General features: G+C 63.4%; 22 protein-coding genes. 12 read left to right on the top strand and 10 right to left on the bottom strand.

The window, feature by feature from the left end; genetic code table 11:
• Positions 1–29 precede the first annotated feature (29 nt).
• The 3 genes from LB526_RS12360 to LB526_RS12350 form a co-directional block, all read right to left on the bottom strand.
• Positions 30–2,363 (bottom strand): response regulator, encoded by a 2,334-nt coding sequence (locus LB526_RS12360; RefSeq protein ID WP_224627826.1) that lies wholly within the window; start codon positions 2,361–2,363, stop codon positions 30–32.
• A 185-nt stretch (positions 2,364–2,548) separates the two neighbouring features.
• Positions 2,549–2,767: a hypothetical protein gene (locus LB526_RS12355; protein WP_141245343.1), complete on the bottom strand. Its 219-nt coding sequence runs from the start codon at positions 2,765–2,767 to the stop codon at positions 2,549–2,551.
• Between the two features lie 14 nt (positions 2,768–2,781).
• A complete protein-coding gene (locus tag LB526_RS12350; RefSeq protein ID WP_224627824.1) occupies positions 2,782–3,105 on the bottom strand; it encodes a hypothetical protein in 324 nt (107 codons plus the stop codon).
• A gap of 101 nt (positions 3,106–3,206) precedes the next feature.
• Here LB526_RS12350 and LB526_RS12345 point away from each other — a divergent pair, with 101 nt between their 5' ends.
• Positions 3,207–5,204 (top strand): PAS domain-containing sensor histidine kinase, encoded by a 1,998-nt coding sequence (locus tag LB526_RS12345; RefSeq protein WP_224627823.1) that lies wholly within the window; start codon positions 3,207–3,209, stop codon positions 5,202–5,204.
• Here the strand turns inward: LB526_RS12345 and LB526_RS12340 are convergent.
• Positions 5,195–5,794 (bottom strand): HXXEE domain-containing protein, encoded by a 600-nt coding sequence (locus LB526_RS12340; RefSeq protein ID WP_224627822.1) that lies wholly within the window; start codon positions 5,792–5,794, stop codon positions 5,195–5,197. The genes LB526_RS12345 and LB526_RS12340 overlap by 10 nt on opposite strands.
• Positions 5,795–6,038: 244 nt before the next feature.
• On the opposite strand from LB526_RS12340, the gene LB526_RS12335 reads away from it, so the two are divergent.
• A complete protein-coding gene (locus LB526_RS12335) occupies positions 6,039–7,013 on the top strand; it encodes an alpha/beta fold hydrolase (protein WP_224627821.1) in 975 nt (324 codons plus the stop codon).
• Between the two features lie 75 nt (positions 7,014–7,088).
• Here the strand turns inward: LB526_RS12335 and LB526_RS12330 are convergent, their stop codons facing one another.
• Both LB526_RS12330 and LB526_RS12325 read right to left on the bottom strand, forming a co-directional pair.
• Entirely contained in the window at positions 7,089–7,307 is a 219-nt protein-coding gene (locus tag LB526_RS12330; protein WP_095767338.1) for a tautomerase family protein, read from the bottom strand.
• Positions 7,308–7,519: 212 nt separating this feature from the next.
• Positions 7,520–8,437, bottom strand: a complete 918-nt coding sequence (locus tag LB526_RS12325; RefSeq protein ID WP_411967486.1) for a polyprenyl synthetase family protein — start codon at positions 8,435–8,437, stop codon at positions 7,520–7,522.
• A gap of 76 nt (positions 8,438–8,513) precedes the next feature.
• On the opposite strand from LB526_RS12325, the gene LB526_RS12320 reads away from it, so the two are divergent.
• The 3 genes from LB526_RS12320 to LB526_RS12310 all read left to right on the top strand — a co-directional run bounded on the left by LB526_RS12320 (position 8,514) and on the right by LB526_RS12310 (position 10,380).
• On the top strand, positions 8,514–9,272 hold the full coding sequence (locus LB526_RS12320; RefSeq protein WP_095767340.1) for a transglycosylase domain-containing protein: 759 nt from the start codon (positions 8,514–8,516) through the stop codon (positions 9,270–9,272).
• 294 nt (positions 9,273–9,566) lie between these two features.
• Positions 9,567–9,749, top strand: coding sequence for a 50S ribosomal protein L32 (gene rpmF / locus LB526_RS12315; protein WP_006203806.1), 183 nt, complete (start codon positions 9,567–9,569; stop codon positions 9,747–9,749).
• 229 nt (positions 9,750–9,978) lie between these two features.
• The gene (locus LB526_RS12310) at positions 9,979–10,380 is read left to right on the top strand and encodes a hypothetical protein (RefSeq protein ID WP_224627820.1); all 402 of its coding nucleotides are present in this window, start codon (positions 9,979–9,981) and stop codon (positions 10,378–10,380) included.
• Here LB526_RS12310 and LB526_RS12305 read toward each other — a convergent pair.
• Positions 10,372–10,890 carry a winged helix-turn-helix transcriptional regulator gene (locus LB526_RS12305; protein ID WP_224627819.1) on the bottom strand — a complete coding sequence of 173 codons (519 nt, stop codon included), beginning with the start codon at positions 10,888–10,890 and terminating at the stop codon, positions 10,372–10,374. The two genes, LB526_RS12310 and LB526_RS12305, sit on opposite strands and share 9 nt — an antisense overlap.
• An 88-nt stretch (positions 10,891–10,978) precedes the next feature.
• Here LB526_RS12305 and LB526_RS12300 point away from each other — a divergent pair, with 88 nt between their 5' ends.
• From LB526_RS12300 to LB526_RS12285, 4 genes are all read left to right on the top strand, one after another.
• Complete coding sequence (locus LB526_RS12300) at positions 10,979–11,806, top strand: alpha/beta fold hydrolase (protein ID WP_224627818.1); 828 nt, start codon at positions 10,979–10,981, stop codon at positions 11,804–11,806.
• 93 nt (positions 11,807–11,899) lie between these two features.
• On the top strand, positions 11,900–12,556 hold the full coding sequence (locus LB526_RS12295) for a glutathione S-transferase family protein (protein WP_224611144.1): 657 nt from the start codon (positions 11,900–11,902) through the stop codon (positions 12,554–12,556).
• A 5-nt stretch (positions 12,557–12,561) separates the two neighbouring features.
• On the top strand, positions 12,562–12,897 hold the full coding sequence (locus LB526_RS12290; protein WP_095767344.1) for an ArsR/SmtB family transcription factor: 336 nt from the start codon (positions 12,562–12,564) through the stop codon (positions 12,895–12,897).
• An 11-nt stretch (positions 12,898–12,908) separates the two neighbouring features.
• Entirely contained in the window at positions 12,909–13,403 is a 495-nt protein-coding gene (locus LB526_RS12285; RefSeq protein WP_224627817.1) for an SRPBCC family protein, read from the top strand.
• 61 nt (positions 13,404–13,464) lie between these two features.
• Here LB526_RS12285 and LB526_RS12280 read toward each other — a convergent pair whose 3' ends face one another.
• The 3 genes from LB526_RS12280 to LB526_RS12270 all read right to left on the bottom strand — a co-directional run bounded on the left by LB526_RS12280 (position 13,465) and on the right by LB526_RS12270 (position 15,296).
• A complete protein-coding gene (locus tag LB526_RS12280; protein WP_140841513.1) occupies positions 13,465–13,740 on the bottom strand; it encodes an ArsR/SmtB family transcription factor in 276 nt (91 codons plus the stop codon).
• A 32-nt stretch (positions 13,741–13,772) separates the two neighbouring features.
• Positions 13,773–15,020 carry an MFS transporter gene (locus LB526_RS12275; protein WP_140841511.1) on the bottom strand — a complete coding sequence of 416 codons (1,248 nt, stop codon included), beginning with the start codon at positions 15,018–15,020 and terminating at the stop codon, positions 13,773–13,775.
• A gap of 81 nt (positions 15,021–15,101) precedes the next feature.
• Positions 15,102–15,296: a DUF1192 domain-containing protein gene (locus tag LB526_RS12270; protein WP_095767348.1), complete on the bottom strand. Its 195-nt coding sequence runs from the start codon at positions 15,294–15,296 to the stop codon at positions 15,102–15,104.
• 215 nt (positions 15,297–15,511) lie between these two features.
• On the opposite strand from LB526_RS12270, the gene LB526_RS12265 reads away from it, so the two are divergent.
• From LB526_RS12265 to LB526_RS12255, 3 genes are all read left to right on the top strand, one after another.
• Positions 15,512–16,522, top strand: a complete 1,011-nt coding sequence (locus LB526_RS12265; RefSeq protein WP_224611139.1) for an NAD(P)H-quinone oxidoreductase — start codon at positions 15,512–15,514, stop codon at positions 16,520–16,522.
• A 297-nt stretch (positions 16,523–16,819) separates the two neighbouring features.
• On the top strand, positions 16,820–16,960 hold the full coding sequence (locus LB526_RS12260) for a DUF1127 domain-containing protein (RefSeq protein ID WP_095767350.1): 141 nt from the start codon (positions 16,820–16,822) through the stop codon (positions 16,958–16,960).
• 254 nt (positions 16,961–17,214) lie between these two features.
• Entirely contained in the window at positions 17,215–17,907 is a 693-nt protein-coding gene (locus tag LB526_RS12255; RefSeq protein WP_224545579.1) for a DUF1013 domain-containing protein, read from the top strand.
• The last annotated feature ends 127 nt before the right edge of the window (positions 17,908–18,034 follow it).

Raw genomic sequence — 18,034 nt, 5'->3', positions numbered from 1 at the left:
GGCCGCCGAACGCACCTGGCGCCTGACGCTTAAGCCGTCTTCGCCGCCACGGTCTCGCTGAGCCAGGTGCCGATCTTGGCGCCGAGGCGGTCGGGCGAGACCGGTTTCGGCAGATAGTCGTCCATGCCTGCCTCGATGCATTTTTCACGGTCGCCCTTGAGCGCATGCGCGGTGACGCCGATGATCGGCGTGTGATCGCCGTTCTGCTCTTCGATGGCGCGGATGGCGCGGGTCGCCTCATAGCCGTTCATCTCCGGCATGGAGACGTCCATCAGCACCAGGCGCGGGCGCAGCGAGCGGTACATCTCGACAGCCGTCCGACCATTGCCGGCTATGCGATAGCTGAGGCCAAAACCGTTGAGGATCTGGCCGAAGACCAGCTGGTTCACGTCATTGTCCTCGGCGATCAGGATATCGATCGGGCCGCTCGGCGCTGCCGTCGATTCCGGTGCCGCCGGCACCGACACCGACGGGCCGCGGATGACGGTGAAGGCCGGCGGGGCCGCCTGGGCCGCGACCGGCTCGCGCACGAAATGCGCCTTGGCGCCTTGCGTGCGCGCCTTCTGGATGGCGGCGATCACGGTGCCCAGCAGCACCGCCGAACGCGCCGGCTTGGTGAGATGCGCGACGATGCCGAAATCGATCACCATGCGGCCGAAATCGACTTGGTCGACCGAGGTGAGCAGCACGACGGGGATGGAGGAGAGGCGGCTGTCGGCGGCGATGGCTCTGGCGACGTCGGCGCCGTTCATGCCGGGCATCTGGTAATCGAGGATGATGCAGTCGACCGAGGCGCCGAGCTGGCAGGCGCGGTCGAGGAAAGCGAGGCCGACCGCGCCGCTTTCGGCGGCCGCGCAGTCGAAGCTCCAGCTTCTGAGCTGCTCCAGCAGGATCTCGCGGTTGACCGGATTGTCGTCGATGACCAGCACACGGGCGCCGGTGACATCGACCGGCACCAGCTCGTCACGCGCCTGCTGGCTATGCGCCGGCAGCGGCACGGCGAACCAGAACACGGAGCCGCGGCCGATCTCGCTTTCGACGCCGATCTTGCCGCCCATCAGGTCGACAAGCCGGGCGCCGATCGCGAGGCCAAGGCCGGTGCCTTCATGGCGCCGGGTCGAGGAGCCGTCGACCTGGGCAAATTTCTCGAACACGCTTTGCAGTTTTTCGGCCGGGATGCCAATGCCGGTGTCCTCGACGCGGACCTTGAGCTGGACAACACCGTCGACGACATCGCCGCCGACATCGATCAGGACATGGCCCTTCTCGGTGAACTTCACTGCGTTGCCGAGCAGGTTGGTGACGATCTGGCGGAAGCGCCCGGCATCGCCGACGACGAAGGCCGGCAGGCGCGGGTCGACGCGCACGATGAGCTCGAGGTTCTTTTCGGCAACGCGCGCCGACACCAGGGTCGCCACATCCTCTACCGCCTCCGCCAGGCGGAAAGGGGCGGGGTCGAGCGTCAGCTGGCCGGCGTTGATCTTCGAGAAATCGAGGATGTCGTTGATGATGGTGAGCAGCGCGTTGCCGGATTTGACGATGACGTCGGTGAAGGTCTTCTGGCGCGGCGTCAGCTCCGTCTTGGCAAGCAACTCGGCCATGCCGAGCACGCCGTTCATCGGCGTGCGGATCTCATGGCTCATATTGGCGAGGAATTCGGATTTGGCGCGGTCGGCGGCCTCGGCCTTGAACAAAGATGCGGCGGTCTCGGCGAAGGCGCGGCGGATCGCATTCTCCATCGGCCGGAATATCAGAAACGCCGCGATGGCGAGCACAGCGAACAGCAGGCCGCTCGCCCACAGGAGCAGCCGGTCGCTGGAAGCATCGGCGAGGCGGCGCTCCTCGTCGAGCGCGGTGCGCACCTTCACCAGCATCGGCTGGGCGAAAAGGTCGTTCTGGTTACGGATCTCGCGGTAGCTCCACTCGTCGACCTTCTGGGCGACTGCCATCAAGTTGAAGTTGCGCACCATATCGCGCGCCGACCAGAACAGGTCGTCATTGACCGAAGCGGTGTCCAGCGCGTTGACGGTGTTGTTCGACAGGCGCGGCCTGATCGCGGCAAGCTGGGCGTTCAGGATCCCGATCTCGCCCATCAGGCGTTCGGAATGGCCGCGCGCGGCGGTCGCCAACGCATCGCGCGTCTCGCTGCGCCAGGCGGTGCCGGTGGTTTCGGCGAAATTGGTGGCGTTGCGCAGGTCGCGGGCGAAGATGACGAAATTGCCGCTGAGAGCATCGACCTCGTGGCGGTACGAATTCACACGGTTGAGCGCGAACATGACGGCGGCCGAAGCCAGCGCGAAGACAAGCAATCCCGAAATGTAGCGGATCCGGATCGAACGGAGAAAGGAAGAATATTCCGGCATGCGCAACCCCAACACATACGCACAATTTTAATGGTCGGGATTACGCTCGATTTACATTAAGATTTCGTTGGAGGGAGGATGGCCTTGTCGCAGCTTCCAATGCAAAGGCGACGTATCGCTGTCCGTGACAGACAGGGTAAGCGCACTCGAGTTCCGGACAGCGCCGCGAACCGAACGGCAGATCGTCAATCCGATGTATCGGAGAGGATCCCGTTTCCCTTGCGCAGCGTGATCCGCCGTCGAGGATGCTCGTCTCTCGCGGCTTGAAAAATGGCGCGGGCAAGCTGGGCCGTAGCGGCGCGTGCGAGGACCCGTTCGATGATCTCATGGCTATCGGCCCGCCAGAGTTCGATACGATAGGGCAGCGCTTCGGCCGAACGGGAAGAATTGGCGCTCCGTGTCATAGACCGGCCTCTGCCTAGTTCGCCGGACCGTTCCATCTCGAAACGAAATTGTTCTTGTGCCGCAAGGTGACGTAGCGATCCGGATGCTCACGCGTCGCTGCATAATAGGCAGCGTAGCCGATACTGGCATTTGCCGTGACGGCGAGGACTTGTTCGACACCATTCTTGGCGGCGTTCCACAACTCGACCCTATACGGAAGTTCATCATGCTCGGCAGAGCCGAGTTCGTGAGAGACGGGATTTTCCTCGTCATCTCCAGGCTCGTTTTCCGGAGCAAAGCTGTACAGATGGCCCGGATTTCTGAGATTGGCCGCGAGAGTGGATGAATATGTCGCCATTGGTCCAAGCTCGTTGCTATGCAAGATAGGCACGTTTATGTTGCAGAGGTGTCACCGGACGAACTGCCTAATGCGAACGTAACGCGGGTTCGACAATGCCATTGACCACAGCCGACGCGCAACACCTTTCCGACAGCCGGCGCCTTGAACTCTTCATCGACGCTGTCGCCGACTACGCGATCTACACCCTCGATGCAGATGGCCTCATCACCAGCTGGAATGCCGGCGCCGAGAAGATAAAGGGCTACGCGGCTTCGGAAGTCCTGGGGCAGCATTTTTCCCGATTTTTCACAGTCGAAGATCAGGCGAATGGGGTTCCGAGCAGGATGCTTGCCGCGGCAAAGGCGGAGGGAAGATACGAGGCCGAAGGATGGCGGGTGCGCAAGGACGGAACCAGGTTCTGGTCGAGCGGCCTTGTCCAACGGGTACTGGACCGCAACGGCGTTCTTTTGGGTTACGCGAAGATCACGCGAGACATCACGGAGCGCGTCGCCGCGCATGAATCGCTGCTGCAGAGCGAGCGGCGCTTCCGCATCCTTGTCGACGGCGTGACCGACTATGCCATCTACATGCTCGATCCAAGCGGCGTGATCACCAATTGGAACGCCGGCGCCGAGCGGCTGAAAGGCTACGCTGCCGAGGAAATCGTGGGCCAGCATTTTTCCAAATTCTATACTCGTGAAGAACGCGCAAAAGGCGCGCCGCTCCGGGTCCTCGAAGCAGCCGTGCAGAACGGGCGATATGAAGGCGAGGGTTGGCGCGTACGCAAGGATGGCAGCCGTTTCTGGGCATCGGTTGTCGTTACCCCGATCCACAACGACGCAGGCCGACTCGAAGGATTCGCCAAGGTCACGCGCGACATCACCGAACGCCGTGCGGCGCACGAAGCTTTGCGCCAAAGCGAGCGCCAGTTCCGCCTTCTGGTGAGCGGCGTGACCGACTATGCGCTCTTCATGCTTGACCCCAACGGGCTGGTGACCAGTTGGAACGCCGGCGCGGAGCGCATCAAGGGCTATGCGGCCGAAGAAATCATCGGTCAGCACTTCTCACGTTTTTACACCGAGCACGACCGTGCCGCCGGTTTACCTGGCCGCGCGCTCTATACGGCAACACGGGATGGACGCTTCGAGACCGAGGGCCATCGCGTCCGTAAGGACGGGACGCTGTTCTGGGCGAATGTCGTGATCGATCCGATCCGCGACGAGCGAGGAGAGCTGATCGGTTTCGCCAAGATTACGCGCGACATCACCGACCGACGCGACGCTGAGATCGCACTCCGGCAGGCGCAAGCGCAACGCGTTCATACGCAGAAAATGGATGCGCTCGGCCAACTGACCGGCAGCATCGTGCATGATTTCAACAATCTCCTGACGGTGGTCGAAAGCTTTGTTCGATTGGGGAAGAAAGTCGGCGCCGATCCCGAAATGAAGCGGGCGACCGAATCCGTGGAACTTGCACTCCAGCGCGGCGCCGCATTGACACGCCAGTTGCTGGCCTTCTCGCGCAAGCAGGCTGCCCGCGCCGAGGTCGTCTCGCTGGCAGAGCGCGTGGAAGCCGTCCGCGCAATGATAGCGGGCTCCATGCGCAAATCGGTGAAATTGGTCGCCGCTGTCGGACCCGAAACCTGGCCAGTCAAGGTCGACCCCGGCGAACTGGAGCTTGGTCTCGTCAACATTGCCTTCAACGCGCGGGACGCCATGCCAGACGGTGGCCTGGTAACGATAACGGCGGAGAACGTGCTGTTGTCGAGCGAGGATAACGCAGCCGGCCTGCAAGGTGAATTCGTCGCGTTGCGGGTGACCGACACAGGCATCGGCATTGCGGCAGACGTGCTTCCGCAGGTTTTCGAACCGTTCTTCACGACCAAAGGGCCCGAGAAGGGTACAGGTCTCGGCCTCGCCCAGGTCTACGGCTTGGCGCAGCAGTCCGGCGGCGCGGTCACAATTGACAGCGAAGTCGGCAAGGGCACGACGGTGACGATCTATCTGCCCCGGGCCGATATGGCAGTCGCCGCGCAGAGCGCCGAGCTGGAACAGCCGGCCAGCGCGAATGTGGTGCGGTTGAGGACAAAGGGCCGTTTTGCCGATGGTCAAGACTGATGACGTCGCCGCCGATGCTGTGAGGTGACGACGAGAGAGCGGTATCGGGCGGCCACGACCGCAATGATCGCCAGGTGAAGCAGGATCGCGAGAGCTGCGCCGATCAATTGCGGGACAAGACCTCCCGTCCGGCCGATCATCCAGATCGTGACGACGCTCAGCGGCAAAAACAAAATGACGCTGGTGACGAGGCCGGGATTGTATTTGCCGAGCCGCGCCGATGTGACGAGGTGCGCGAGCGCGTTCACGATCATGACATACGGGGCAACCAGGCCCCAGGCGGGTCCCCACAGGAATGCCGCATAAAGAGCCAGCAGGTTGATGCCCCAGACAAACGGCAGGTTGATGACGAGAACCGAGGCGACGGTGAGGGCGTCACGGCCGCCGAAGACATTTTCGTTCGCGAATTTGCGGAATCGGCCGCCGGCGTGCTCTTCGACCTGATGGACCATGTAAAACGGGCTGTGCAGGAAGATCAGGAACACCGGCAGCGGAAGCGATACGACCGGCGCGGCCGCTATGAGCGATGCTGCCATGAACCCTGCACCGATGACCCAATAATCGGCCAGCCAGGCTTGCAGCTTAAGCATTGGTTCCCCGCCTCCTCAGTCAGCGATCCTGCACGAATGGACGCGCATCGCCACTACTATTCAAGTGCGTGGACGCCGTGGCGCTACGTGACCATGTCGGATATTGACTGCCGCGACCGCCCCTGAGACAGTCAATGGAAGATGCGCGCCTCCAAAACTTGGCACCCCGCTGGCTCGGCCACCCGTTGCGGCGTCTGGCCTTTCGCCATTGATCAGAGGTGGAACGCGAGCATGAGAAGCGGCCGTGAGCGAACCTATACAGCGGATAGTTGAGACCAACGGCATCCGCCTCAATATCGCGGAGCAGGGCGAAGGGCCGGTGGTGCTTTTGTGCCATGGCTTCCCTGAATCCTGGTATTCCTGGCGGCATCAGCTGGGCGCGCTCGCAGCGGCGGGCTTCCGTGCCGTCGCCCCCGACATGCGAGGCTACGGCAAGAGCGACCGGCCGGAAGCGATCGACCAATACACGCTCTTTCATCTGGTCGGCGACATGGTGGGTCTTCTCGACGCCCTCGAGGTCCCCAGCGCCGTCATCGTCGGCCACGACTGGGGTGCGGTGGTGGCCTGGCATGCCGCGCTGCTACGGCCGGACCGCTTCCATGCCGTCGTCGGCCTCAGCGTGCCGTTCCGGCCGCGCGGCAATGCGCGTCCGACCAGCCTCATGCCGCGAACGGCGGAGTCCCAGTTCTACCAGCTCTATTTCCAGCAACCCGGCGTTGCCGAGGCGGAGCTGGAACGGGACCCGCGGGCCACGGTGCGCGCCATGCTTTACGCGGTGTCGGGAGACGCTTCGGATGGCGGCGCCAGAATTGCCATGGTCCCGCACGGCGGAGGTCTCCTGCAAGCCGCCGAGGTTCCTGCAAGTCTGCCGCACTGGCTCAGCGAAAGCGACAGCGATTTCTACGCCGGCGAGTTCCAGCGCACCGGCTTTGCCGGAGGTCTCAACTGGTACCGCAACATCGACCGGAACTGGGAACTGATGGCGCCCTTTGCCGGCGCGCGGATCAAGGTTCCCGCTCTCTACGCAGCGGGCGACCGCGACCTTGTGGTCGCCTTCCCCGGCATGGATCAACTGTTGGCCAATCTCAGGAACTTCGTCCCGCAAATCCGCGATACGCTGATGCTGCCCGGCTGCGGGCATTGGACCCAGCAGGAGCGCCCAGACGAGGTCAACGCCGCGATGATCGATTTCCTGCGGAGCTTGCCGAAGCGGGGCTGATCCAAGGGAAAGCGAGTATCGGCTCCGACACGGAAAGTTGCGCGTGCGCTCGGCAAGCGACTCGCCCGGTTCAAGTCAGGCACTATCCTCGGCCCGGTAGGCGTCGGGAAGAATGAAGACCTCGTCGGCGCGGCCATAGCCTCCGTCGGGAACTTCCTCGATCAGCACCATGGTGTGGGGGCGTACACCTTCGCCGAAATAGTCGACGAACATCTGCGTGGTCTTGTGGACGAGGTCTTCCTTTTGCGCCTTTGTGAGGGCGGCCTCGGGCATCTTGAAGTTGGCAAAGGGCATTTCCAGGTTCCTTCCGGTGGATTTCACGGCTCTGGATGGAGGGCCGGGGAGGCGTCAGCGACCGGACCGATGATGTCCGTTCGTTGTCCTGGAGCGGATATAGACTGCTGCGGATGCCGGATAATCACCCGGCCATCGACAGCAGTATTCGAACATGGCGAACAATCGGAGCCGTTGTCGGCTTCCGCAATGGGCGCCCGCCGCGCCACAGTTCAGTTGCTGCGCGTCGCCACGAAGGTCGCCGCTTGCTTGAGCAGCTCAGCCCGCTCGCCATAGGGCTCGAGCAGCGCATGCGCCTGGTCGATGAGGCCGTGGAGCTGACCGCGCGCCCAGTCTGGTCCGTGCAGTGCTGCGAGCGTCGCCTTGCCGGCGGCCGCATCCTTGTTCGTCGCCTTGCCCATCTGCTTTGCGTCGGCGGTCAGGTCGAGCAGGTCGTCGGCGAGCTGGAAGGCAAGGCCGATCGCCGAGCCAAACTCCGCCAGCCGCTCGCGCTCGGCAGGAGGCGCGCCGGCGACGATCGCGCCGGCCTCGCAGGCGAAGCGGATCAGCGCGCCGGTCTTCATCGCCTGCAGCGTGATGATGCCCGCCTCGTCCGGCCGTTCGCGCTCGGCTTCCAGGTCCAGCATCTGGCCGCCGACCATGCCGCCGGCACCGGCCGCTCGGGCAAGGGCGAGAACCAGGGTGGCGCGGCGCTCCGCCGCCAGCAACGTCGCCTCGTCGGCGACGACGTCGAAGGCCAAGGTCAGCAACGCGTCGCCGGCGAGGATCGCGGTCGCCTCGTCGAAGGCCCTGTGCACCGTCGGCTGGCCGCGCCTCAAATCGTCGTCGTCCATGGAAGGCAGGTCGTCATGGATGAGCGAGTAGCAATGCACGCATTCGAGCGCCACGGCGACGCGCAGCGCCGCCTCGCTATCGGCCGAAAACAGCGCGGCACTTTCCATGACCAGAAATGGCCGCAGCCGCTTGCCGCCATTGAGCACGCCATGGCGCATGGCCGCCATCAGGCGCTCCGGCCGCACGATCTCACTGGTGAGCGGACGCGCGTCGAGGATCCGCCGCAGCTCGGTCTCGACCGCGGCGGCGCGCATGAAAAGCGCGGATTCGAAGGCGATCTGGTCGTCTTTGCCCATGGCCGGGACCGGTAGCCGACACTCAGACATTGCGCAAGCAGGCTCGCGCCTTTATGCCGGAGGAGGCGAGGCACGGGTGGACGGCTTGACGGAACCGATCGTCGAATATGAAAGCGAAGGGCTGGACATGGCGCGACGTCGGCGCCTGAACCGCGCCGGTCTCAAGCGGCTTGGCCGGCGTTGTCTGGTCGTGGCGCTCGTGCTGGCAGTCATACCGGTCGTGCTCACCTTTCTTTATCTGCCACCTTTCGTGCATCCGGTCTCGACGCTAATGCTGAAGGACCTCGTGACTTTTTCCGGCTACGACCGGCGCTGGGTTTCGATCGATGACGTGGCGCCGGTGCTGGCGCATTCGGTGATCATGTCGGAGGACGGGCAGTTCTGCTTTCATCGCGGCGTCGATCTGGGCGAGTTGCGCGGCGTGGTCGACGACGCGCTGGCCGGCGAGGCGACGCGCGGCGCCTCCACCATCACCATGCAGACGGTGAAGAACCTTTTTCTGTGGTCGCGCCCATTGGGCAGCGTGCGCAAGGTGGTCGAGCTGCCCCTGGCCGTCTATTTCGATGCTGTGATGTCGAAGCGGCGGATCATGGAAATCTATCTCAACATCGCCGAATGGGGGCCGGGCATCTATGGCATCGAGGCCGCCGCCCGGCATCATTTCGGCGTCTCTGCCAAGCAATTGTCGCGCCGGCAGGCGGCGCTGCTCGCCGTCAGCCTTCCCAACCCGATCGCGCGCAATCCCGCCAGGCCGGGGCCGGGCCTGCGGCGGCTGGCCTCGCTGATCGAGCGGCGCGCGAGCAGGTCAGGCGCCTATGTCGGCTGCCTTGACTAGGTGCATCGATATTCAAGTGAGCCCGGCCTGCGAACGGCGGCTACCTGCGCTTCCGGTGCTCACGTATTTTAAGTACGCTCCGCTCCGGTTCTCGGTGGCCACCGTTCTCGGCTCGGCCTGACTTGAATCTCGACACACCTAGTTCCTGTCCTCCTGCGGCAAAAAAATTCGCGCCGGCGCTGGCCAAAACGGCGCAAGGCGTGTATAGGCACCCGACTTTCTCAGATTATGGCCTCGATGCGGCCCTTTCGCGAGGGTTGCCGGGGCATTTTGACCATGTAGTGGAGCATATCCATGGCCGTTCCAAAAAGAAAAACCTCTCCGTCGAAGCGCGGCATGCGCCGCTCGGCCGACGCGCTCAAGGCCCCGACCTATGTCGAGGACAAGAATTCCGGCGAAATGCGCCGCCCGCATCACATCGACCTGAAGACCGGCATGTATCGCGGCCGCCAGGTTCTTGAGCCGAAGGAAAGCTGAGAGGCTTCCGCGGTTCGTGACGTTTCAAAAGACCGGCCTCTGGCCGGTCTTTTTGCGTGCGGCCCTTGGTTGATGGAGGCCTGGGCCTCGCAGGCTGCAGAAAAGCCGGACAACCGGCTGACATTGTTATTTCATTAGGTCTTAGAGCGTGTTCGCCGCCGCCGGCGAAAAGCCTTGACGGCGCGCCTGCCGCGGATTTTACAAAAGGGGTGCCCATGGAGTCGCCCAGATGTTCGGTGCCGTCCCGCTGCTGATCGTGCCCTTCGTCCTCTACAATCTCGGCCTGCTGGGATTGTTCGGCGGCGGCGACGATCCCTGGACGACCGAGATGTTCTCCTTCCGCATGATGTCGGGCGGCGTGTTCTCGATGACGCTCGGTGGCCTGATGGTGCTGATCGGGCTGATCTTCCTGTTCGTCGAGATCTCAAAATCGGTGCGCACCACCAATGCCTCGATCCTCGATCATCTTTTGTCGACGCTGGTCTTCATCGCCTTCCTGGTCGAATTCCTGCTGGTGAAGGGCGCGGCGCACTCCGTCTTCTTCACGCTGATGGTCATCGCGCTGTTCGACGTGCTGGCCGGCTTCTCGGTGTCGATGCGGTCGGCCAGCCGGGATATAAACTTAAATTGACGTTGCCTCAGCCTTTCGTGCGACCACTTCCTCGTAGGCAGCGCGCAGTTGCTGGCGCACGGTTGGCGTGCCCGGCGGCGTCTTGGATGGCGCGCCCAGATGCTCGTGACGCAGTTCGTCCATGAATTGGTCCCATAGCGGTGGGCCGCCCTTTTCGAGCAGCTCGGCGCGGATCGACAATTCTTCCGTGACCGGCAGCCAGACGCGTCCCCAGGCGCCGAGCTGCGCCAGGATCGGCACCAGCGTGATCGCCATCTCGGTCAGGCTGTAGATCGCCTTCTGCTTGTGGCTGGGGTCGTCGGCCTTGGTCAGCAGGCCAAGCTCCATCAGCCGTTTCAGCCGGTCGGCCAGGATGTTGGAGGCGATGCCTTCCAGCGAGCCGTTGAGCAACTCGCGAAAATGGCGCCGGCCGCCAAAGATCATGTCGCGCAGGATGATCAGGCTCCAGCGGTCGCCAAAGACTTCGAGCGACAGATTGATCGGGCAGCCGGACCGACGGTCGATGCTCATGGCACTCTCCAGAAAAACCAGTTGCATTATGATATCGGTTTGATTATCGTGCAACTGATTGCAAATTGCAATCGGATAGGAGGAGCAGATGACCAACGCGGCGCAGCTTCCCGACATCATTTCGGAAAGCTTCGGCAGTCCGAAAAATCCGCCGATCCTTTTGATCATGGGCGCCATGGCTTCGATGCTGTGGTGGCCGGAAGCCTTCTGCCGGCAACTTGCCGAGCGCGGCCGCTTCGTCATCCGCTACGACAACCGCGACACGGGCCTATCGACCAAATTTCCGCCGGGCGCGCCGTCCTACACGTTCGAGGACATGGTGGACGACGCCATGCGCGTGCTCGACGACCATGGCGTCACCAGAGCGCATGTCGCCGGCATGTCGATGGGCGGCATGCTCGCGCAAAGCGTGGCGCTGAAATATCCCGAACGCGTCAGCGCGCTCACCGTGATCTCCTGTTCGCCGCTCGGCGTCGATACATCCGGCCTGCCCGGAACGACCGAAGCCTACAAGCAGCACTCGGCCGAAGGCGGCAATATCGACTGGTCAAAGCGGGAGCAGGTGATCGACTTGATGGTCAAGGACGCCTGTGCGATTGCCAGCACTCGCCATCCGTTCGATGAGGGGCGGACGCGCAAGATGATCGAGGAGGATTACGACCGCTCCGGCGGTCTGGCCAGCGCGACCAACCATTTCCTGCTCAAAGGCGGCGGCTCGCAGCGGACGGTGCGGGATCTTCGCGTGCCGTTGCTCGTCATCCACGGCACCGCCGATCCGCTCTTCCCGATCGAGCATGGCCAAGCTTTGGCCGAAGCCGTTCCTGGCGCGAGGCTGGTCAAGGTCGAAGGCGGTGGCCACGAACTGCATCGCAACGACTGGCCACAGATCGTCGAAGCCATCGCCGCACACCGCTAGCGCCGGCAAGACGCCGGCTTGACTCGAGCCGTCCGCGACAATAGTGAAGTAGTTACTTCAGTATCGATTATCCGAATGCGAAAGAGAGCCGGAATGTCCCTGACGCTGCATTTCCACCCGCTGGCCTCGTTCTGCTGGAAGCCGCTAATCGCGCTTTACGAGAACGACACGCCATTCGAGCCGGTCATTGTCGACCTCGGCGACGAGGCTTCCCGCGCCGCATTCCTGAAAGTGTCGCCGACCGGCAAGATGCCGGCGCTGCGTGACGATGCGCGGGACCGCACGATGCTGGAATCGACCATCGTCGTCGAATATCTCGCCGCGCATTACCCCGGGCCGGTCGAGCTCATTCCCGCCGATATCGATCTCGCCCTGCAGGTTCGCCAGGCAGACCGCTTCTACGATTTCTACGTGCAGCATCCGATGCAGAAGATCGTCGGCGACAGGCTGCGGCCGACGGACAAAACCGATCCGTTCGGGGTCGAGGAGGCCCGCGCGCAGCTGCGCAACTCCTACGCCATTGTCGACGAGGAGATGGCGGCAAGGACCTGGGCCGTAGGCGAAAGCTTCACCATGGCCGACTGCGCCGCCTCGCCGGCGCTGTTCTACGCCAACAAGGTCGAGCCCTTCGGCGAAAAATTCCCGGCCTTGAAACGCTACCACGACCGGCTGCTCGCGCGCCCGTCCTTCGCCCGGGTGATCGAGGAAGCGGGACCTTACTTCAAGCTCTTTCCGTACAATAACGGCTAGAGCGAGTGCTCCACGATCCCGCCCAGCTCGACCTGATGTTCCAGGCGCTCGCCGACCCGGCGCGGCGGCAGATGGTGGACCGTCTGTCGCGCGGGCCGGCTTCGGTCAGCCAGCTTGCTGAACCGTTAGCGATGTCGTTGTCGGCCGTCGTCCAGCATCTCAACGTGCTTGAGGCAAGCGGCCTGGTGCGGACCGAAAAGCTTGGCCGGGTGCGGACCTGCCGGATCGAGCCGCAGGCGCTTCGGGCCGCCGAGCACTGGATCAACGAGCGACGGCTTGCCTGGGAGCGTCGGCTCGACCGCCTCGGCGATTTCCTCGCTGAAACGAAAGATGAAACCTGAAGGGTCCCGTCATGAGCGAACGATCCGTCGTCCATTCCACCTTCGTCATCGAGCGCGTCTATCCGGCGGCGCCGGAGAAGGTCTATTTCGCGCTGAGCGATCCGACGGCGAAGAAGCGCTGGTTCTTTGACCCCGACAACCCCATGCCCAGCCGGCATGAGATGGATTTTCGGGTCGGCGGCAAGGAAGTGAATGCCGGCTGTCCCAGCGACGGACAGATGCATTTCTACAACGCGATCTATCACGATATCGTGCCCAACCGGCGCATCGTCTACAGCTATGAGCTTCTGTTCGGCGAAACCCGAGTCTCCGTGTCGCTTGCGACGATCGAGCTCATCGCCGAAGGCAAGGGAACGCGGCTCATCCTGACGGAACAGGGCGCCTTTTTCGACGGCATCGACTCACCGGCCACCCGCGAGCACGGCACCGGCGAATTGCTCGACGCGCTCGGGACGGCACTGGGAGCTGAGGACTCCGGCCAAAGCGCATCGCGCTTTGGGTCTTGACGCCTGTCGTTGTCTCAGAACCGCTGCACGCTTCTGAGCGACATGCATCAAACGCCAAAGACTATTCCCCAGGCGCCGTTTCCCAGAATTGGTCGAGCCAGATATTGAGCCTGAGGAAGCCGGCGCTGCTGACGGTATAGACGCGCCTCGTGCCTTCGGGCTTGGCGTTGACCAGGCCGGCGTCGAGCAGGACCTTCAGATGCTGGGAAACCGCCGGGCGTGAGACGGGCAGTCCGGCGGCCAATTCGTTCACCGTCTTTGGGCCGCGCCGGAGTTCTTCCAAGAGATAGCGCCGGTTGGGATCGGCTATCGCCATAAAGGCGTCAGAAAACATCATGCCTTTATTTGTGAGGCAAAGTCTCGCGAATCTCAACTATCGGTTTCAACCTTTCTGCGCGGATCGAGCCGCGTGGCCTCGGGCGTGACGGCGCGGTCCGCGGGCTGCGTCTTGAAGGCATCGCGGTCTTCGATCGGCACCGGCGCGCGGGCGCGGATGCGCAGCAGCGTGTAGCCGGCGAGGCTGAGATGCGCGAGCGCGGTTGCCAGGAAAAGCCCCTCCGGACGCACCGAGCCCATCAAGGCCGCGGCCAAAAGCGGGCCGATCATCGTGCCAAAGCCGTAGAGCAAGAGCAGACCGCCCGAAACCTTGACGAAGTCCTCGGAGCGGGCGTGGTCGTTGGCATGAGCGACGGCGATCGAATAGAGTGTATAAGCGAAGGCGCCGTAGGCGGCGGTCATCACGATGATGAAAACGCCCGAACGCGGCGCGATCAGGAAGATCAGCATCGCGACCAGGGCTGCGCCGAAGGCTGCGCCGGCCAGCACGAAGCGCCGGTCGGTTGTATCCGACAGCCGCCCGGCCGGTAGCTGCATGGCGGCACCGGAAATGACCACCAGGCTCATCATCAGCGCGATCTCGGCGGTCGATATGCCGACGCGCGCGCCATAGACGGCGCCCAGCGTGCCCCAGGCACCGTTGGCGATGCCGATCAGGAGGCAGGCCACCGCCGACACCGGCGAGTTGGCGTAAAGGCCTTTGACGTCGAGCTTGACGTCCTGCAGGGGCTTGGGATGCGACTGCGTCGACACGGCCGTCGGAATGAGCGACAGGCAAAACAGGATGCCGGTGATCATGAACAGCGAGGCCGACCGAACATCGCCGCCGGCGACGATCATCTGGCCGCCCATGATCGAGGCATAGGTGACCATCATATAGAGGCCGAAGACGGTGCCGCGGTTCTCGTTGGTGGCCTTCTCGTTCAGCCAGCTCTCGATCACCATGAAGGCCCCGGCCATGGTGAAGCCGGTGAAGGCGCGCAAAAGGATCCAGAAATATTCGTCGATGATGAGGCCGGTGAGCAGCGCGATGATCGCGCCCGACGCGGCGAAGGCGCCGAAAGCCCTGACATGGCCGGCGCGGCGCACGAGACGCGGCGCGAAGAAGCAGCCGGCGACGAAGCCGCCGGCCCAGGCCGTGCCCATCAGGCCGAGCGATGCGGTCGAAAAGCCTTCCACCTGGCCGCGCAGCGGCAGGAGCAGCCCGTGCAGGCCGGATGCGGCGAGCAGGAACGCGGTGCCGCGCAGCAGCGAGAGGATCGGTCTGTAGGTTGCAAACATCGCTTGATCCGGGTTCGAGACGCAGGGCCTGAAGACAGATGTATTCGGGCTTTTCGGCGGCGAGAGAGCACGCCGAACAATTTATCCGCGGCGGAACAGCGACTCGGCGGCGGATTTGGTGGCGCCCTTGGCGGTGCGCTCGGCTTCCAGCCTGGCGATCTCATCGCGCAGCAATGCGATGCGCTCGGACAATTCGTCGACGGACAACAAAGACAGGTCCTGGCCGATCTCGTGCGGGCGCTGCTTTTTCCTGGGTTCGTCGTCGAAGATCGCCATCCGTCGCTCCTCTCTTACTCGGCCATTTGCCTGATTTGGCAATCGGCATACATAGAGCAATTCCGGGAAAAATGCGTAGCGGTTTTCCGCCCGGAATAGCGTAGGAACAAAGAGTTGGAGCAAGTTGGCGCTTCTTCAAGCGCCGAACTGCTCCAGGCGGGGGCGCCGATGCAAACGGGCGGCGATAGACCGGGATACAGGGAGGACACGATATCATGGCAAACGGACAGAAGATTCCGGCGAAGATGACGGCCATCGCGATCTCGCAACCGGGTGGGCCAAAGGTGCTCAAGCCGGAAACGCGCGACGTGCCGGTGCCCGGCCCCGGCGAAGTGCTGATCCGGGTGCACGCGGCCGGCGTCAACCGGCCGGACGTCCAGCAGCGCAAGGGCGCCTATCCGCCGCCGCCCGGTGCATCCGACTTGCCGGGCCTCGAAGCGTCGGGCGAAATCGCGGCGCTCGGCGACGAGATATCGCGCTGGCGCATCGGCGACCGGGTCTGCGCGCTGACGCCGGGCGGCGGCTATGCCGAATATGTCAAGGTTCATACCGGCAGCGTGCTGCCGCTGCCGGCGGGTTTCACGCATTCGGAAGCCGCCGCGGTTCCGGAAAACTACTTCACCGTCTGGCACAATGTATTCGAGCGCGGCGGCCTCAAGAAAGGCGAGACGCTGCTTGTCCATGGCGGTTCGTCCGGCATTGGCACCACCGCCATCCAGCTCGCCTCGGCCTTCGGCGCCACTGTGATCACCACCGCCGGCAGCAAGGAGAAATGCGACGCCTGCCTGAAGCTCGGCGCCGACCGGGCAGTCAACTATCGCGAGGAGGATTTCGTCGCCGCCGTGAAGGATGCGACTGATGGCAAGGGCGCCGACGTCATCCTCGACATGGTCGGCGGCGATTATGTCGGGCGCAATTACGATGCCGCGGCCGTCGAAGGGCGCATCGTACAGATCGCGGTGCAGGCCGGGGCCGTGGCCAGCGCCGACTTCTCCAAGGTCATGGTGAAGCGGCTGACCCATACCGGCTCGACGCTTCGCCCGCGTACCGTCGAGTTCAAGGCGGCGATCGCAGCCGCGCTCGAGGCCCAGGTGTGGCCACTGCTCGGCACGCGCAAGGTGGCTCCTGTGATGGACATGATCTTTCCGCTGACCGAAGCCTGGCGGGCGCACGAGCGGATGGAAGAGGGCGAGCATATCGGCAAGATCGTCCTCGACGTGGAGTAGGATGGGTCGTTATTCAGGTGAGGCCGGCCTGCCAATGCCGGGCTTCTGCGCTTCCGGTGCTCACGTACTAAAGTACGCTCCGCTCCGGTTCTCGAAGTCCACCATTTTCGACTCCGCCCGACCTGAATCTCGACCCATCCTGGCGTCGGCGCGTGTCCGGTTCCAAGCTGAACGAAACCTTAATGCTGCATTGCACAAAACGCATTGCGGCCATGCAAAAGCGTCCGTTCAATTTGTGGGCAGGAGTGCCTATTTACGCGGCATCAAACGATTTGACCAAACGACTGGAGAACCATCATGAACCCGATCAGTGCTTTCCGTAAGTGGCGCATGTACAACGAGACCGTGCGCGAATTGAACAAGCTCAATGCCCGCCAGCTGAGCGACCTCGGCATCAACCGGGCCGACATCGAGCGTATCGCCCGCCAGGCGGTGTAATCAGACGCAGCCCGGCCTCGCGGTCGGGCTGCGACATGCAAGCCAGAGCCGTCGAGACGCTTGCTTTGTTTCCGGTTCCAAGCCCGCTGGACCTCGTCCAGCGGGTTTTGTCTTTTTAGGGCCTTGAATCGGCCCTTCCCAAAAACATTGCGAAAATTGGAGGGAGCGTTTATACAGGCCGCGAATTTCCCATTTTGGTGGCTCTAAAACCACCGCCCGCGCGGGAACGCGGGCGAACGAGAAGGATTTTTGACATGGCCAATTCGCTGCTGATGCCCAAGGCGACCGCCGTCTGGCTGGTCGACAACACCGCGCTTTCCTTCGAGCAGATCGCGCAGTTCTGCGGGCTGCATCCGCTCGAGGTCAAGGCGATCGCCGACGGCGAGTCGGCCCAGGGCATCAAGGGCATGGACCCGATCATCACCGGCCAGTTGACGCGCGACGAGATCGCGCGCGGCGAGAAGGACATCAACTACCGGCTGAAGCTGTCGGAGCCGAAGGTGCGGGTGCCGGAATCGAAGCGCAAAGGCCCGCGCTACACGCCGCTGTCGAAGCGCCAGGACCGGCCGAACGCCATCTTGTGGCTGGTGCGCAACCATCCCGAGCTCAAGGATGCGCAGATTGCTCGTCTCGTAGGCACCACCAAGTCGACGATCGAGCAGATCCGCGAACGCAAGCACTGGAACTCGGCCAATCTGCAGCCGATGGATCCGGTGACGCTCGGCCTCACCTCGCAGATCGACTTGGACCTCGAAGTCAACCGCGCCTCGCGCGGCCGCGAGCCGGCGCAGCCGGTCGGCGATACGCTGCTGCCCGCCGCGCTCACCGAACGGCTGGTGCCGGCGCCGGAGAAGCCGAAGGATGAGGACCAGGAGCTCGATGCCAACGCCGTCTTCGCCAAGCTTTCGGCGCTCAAGTCGAAGAACAAGGACGAAGACGAGGAATGAGCGCTCTTACCTTCTCCCCTTGTGGGAGAAGGTGGATCGGCGCGATAGCGCCGAGACGGATGAGGGGTGTTCCAGCGGAGTGAGACGTCGGCGTTCCCTGGAACACCCCTCATCCGGCCGCTTCGCG

The sequence above is a fragment of the Mesorhizobium sp. CA6 genome (assembly GCF_020165035.1).
GTDB lineage: Bacteria > Pseudomonadota > Alphaproteobacteria > Rhizobiales > Rhizobiaceae > Mesorhizobium.
Note: the sequence above shows the minus strand (reverse complement) of the source record. Positions and strands in the feature narration are given on the sequence as shown.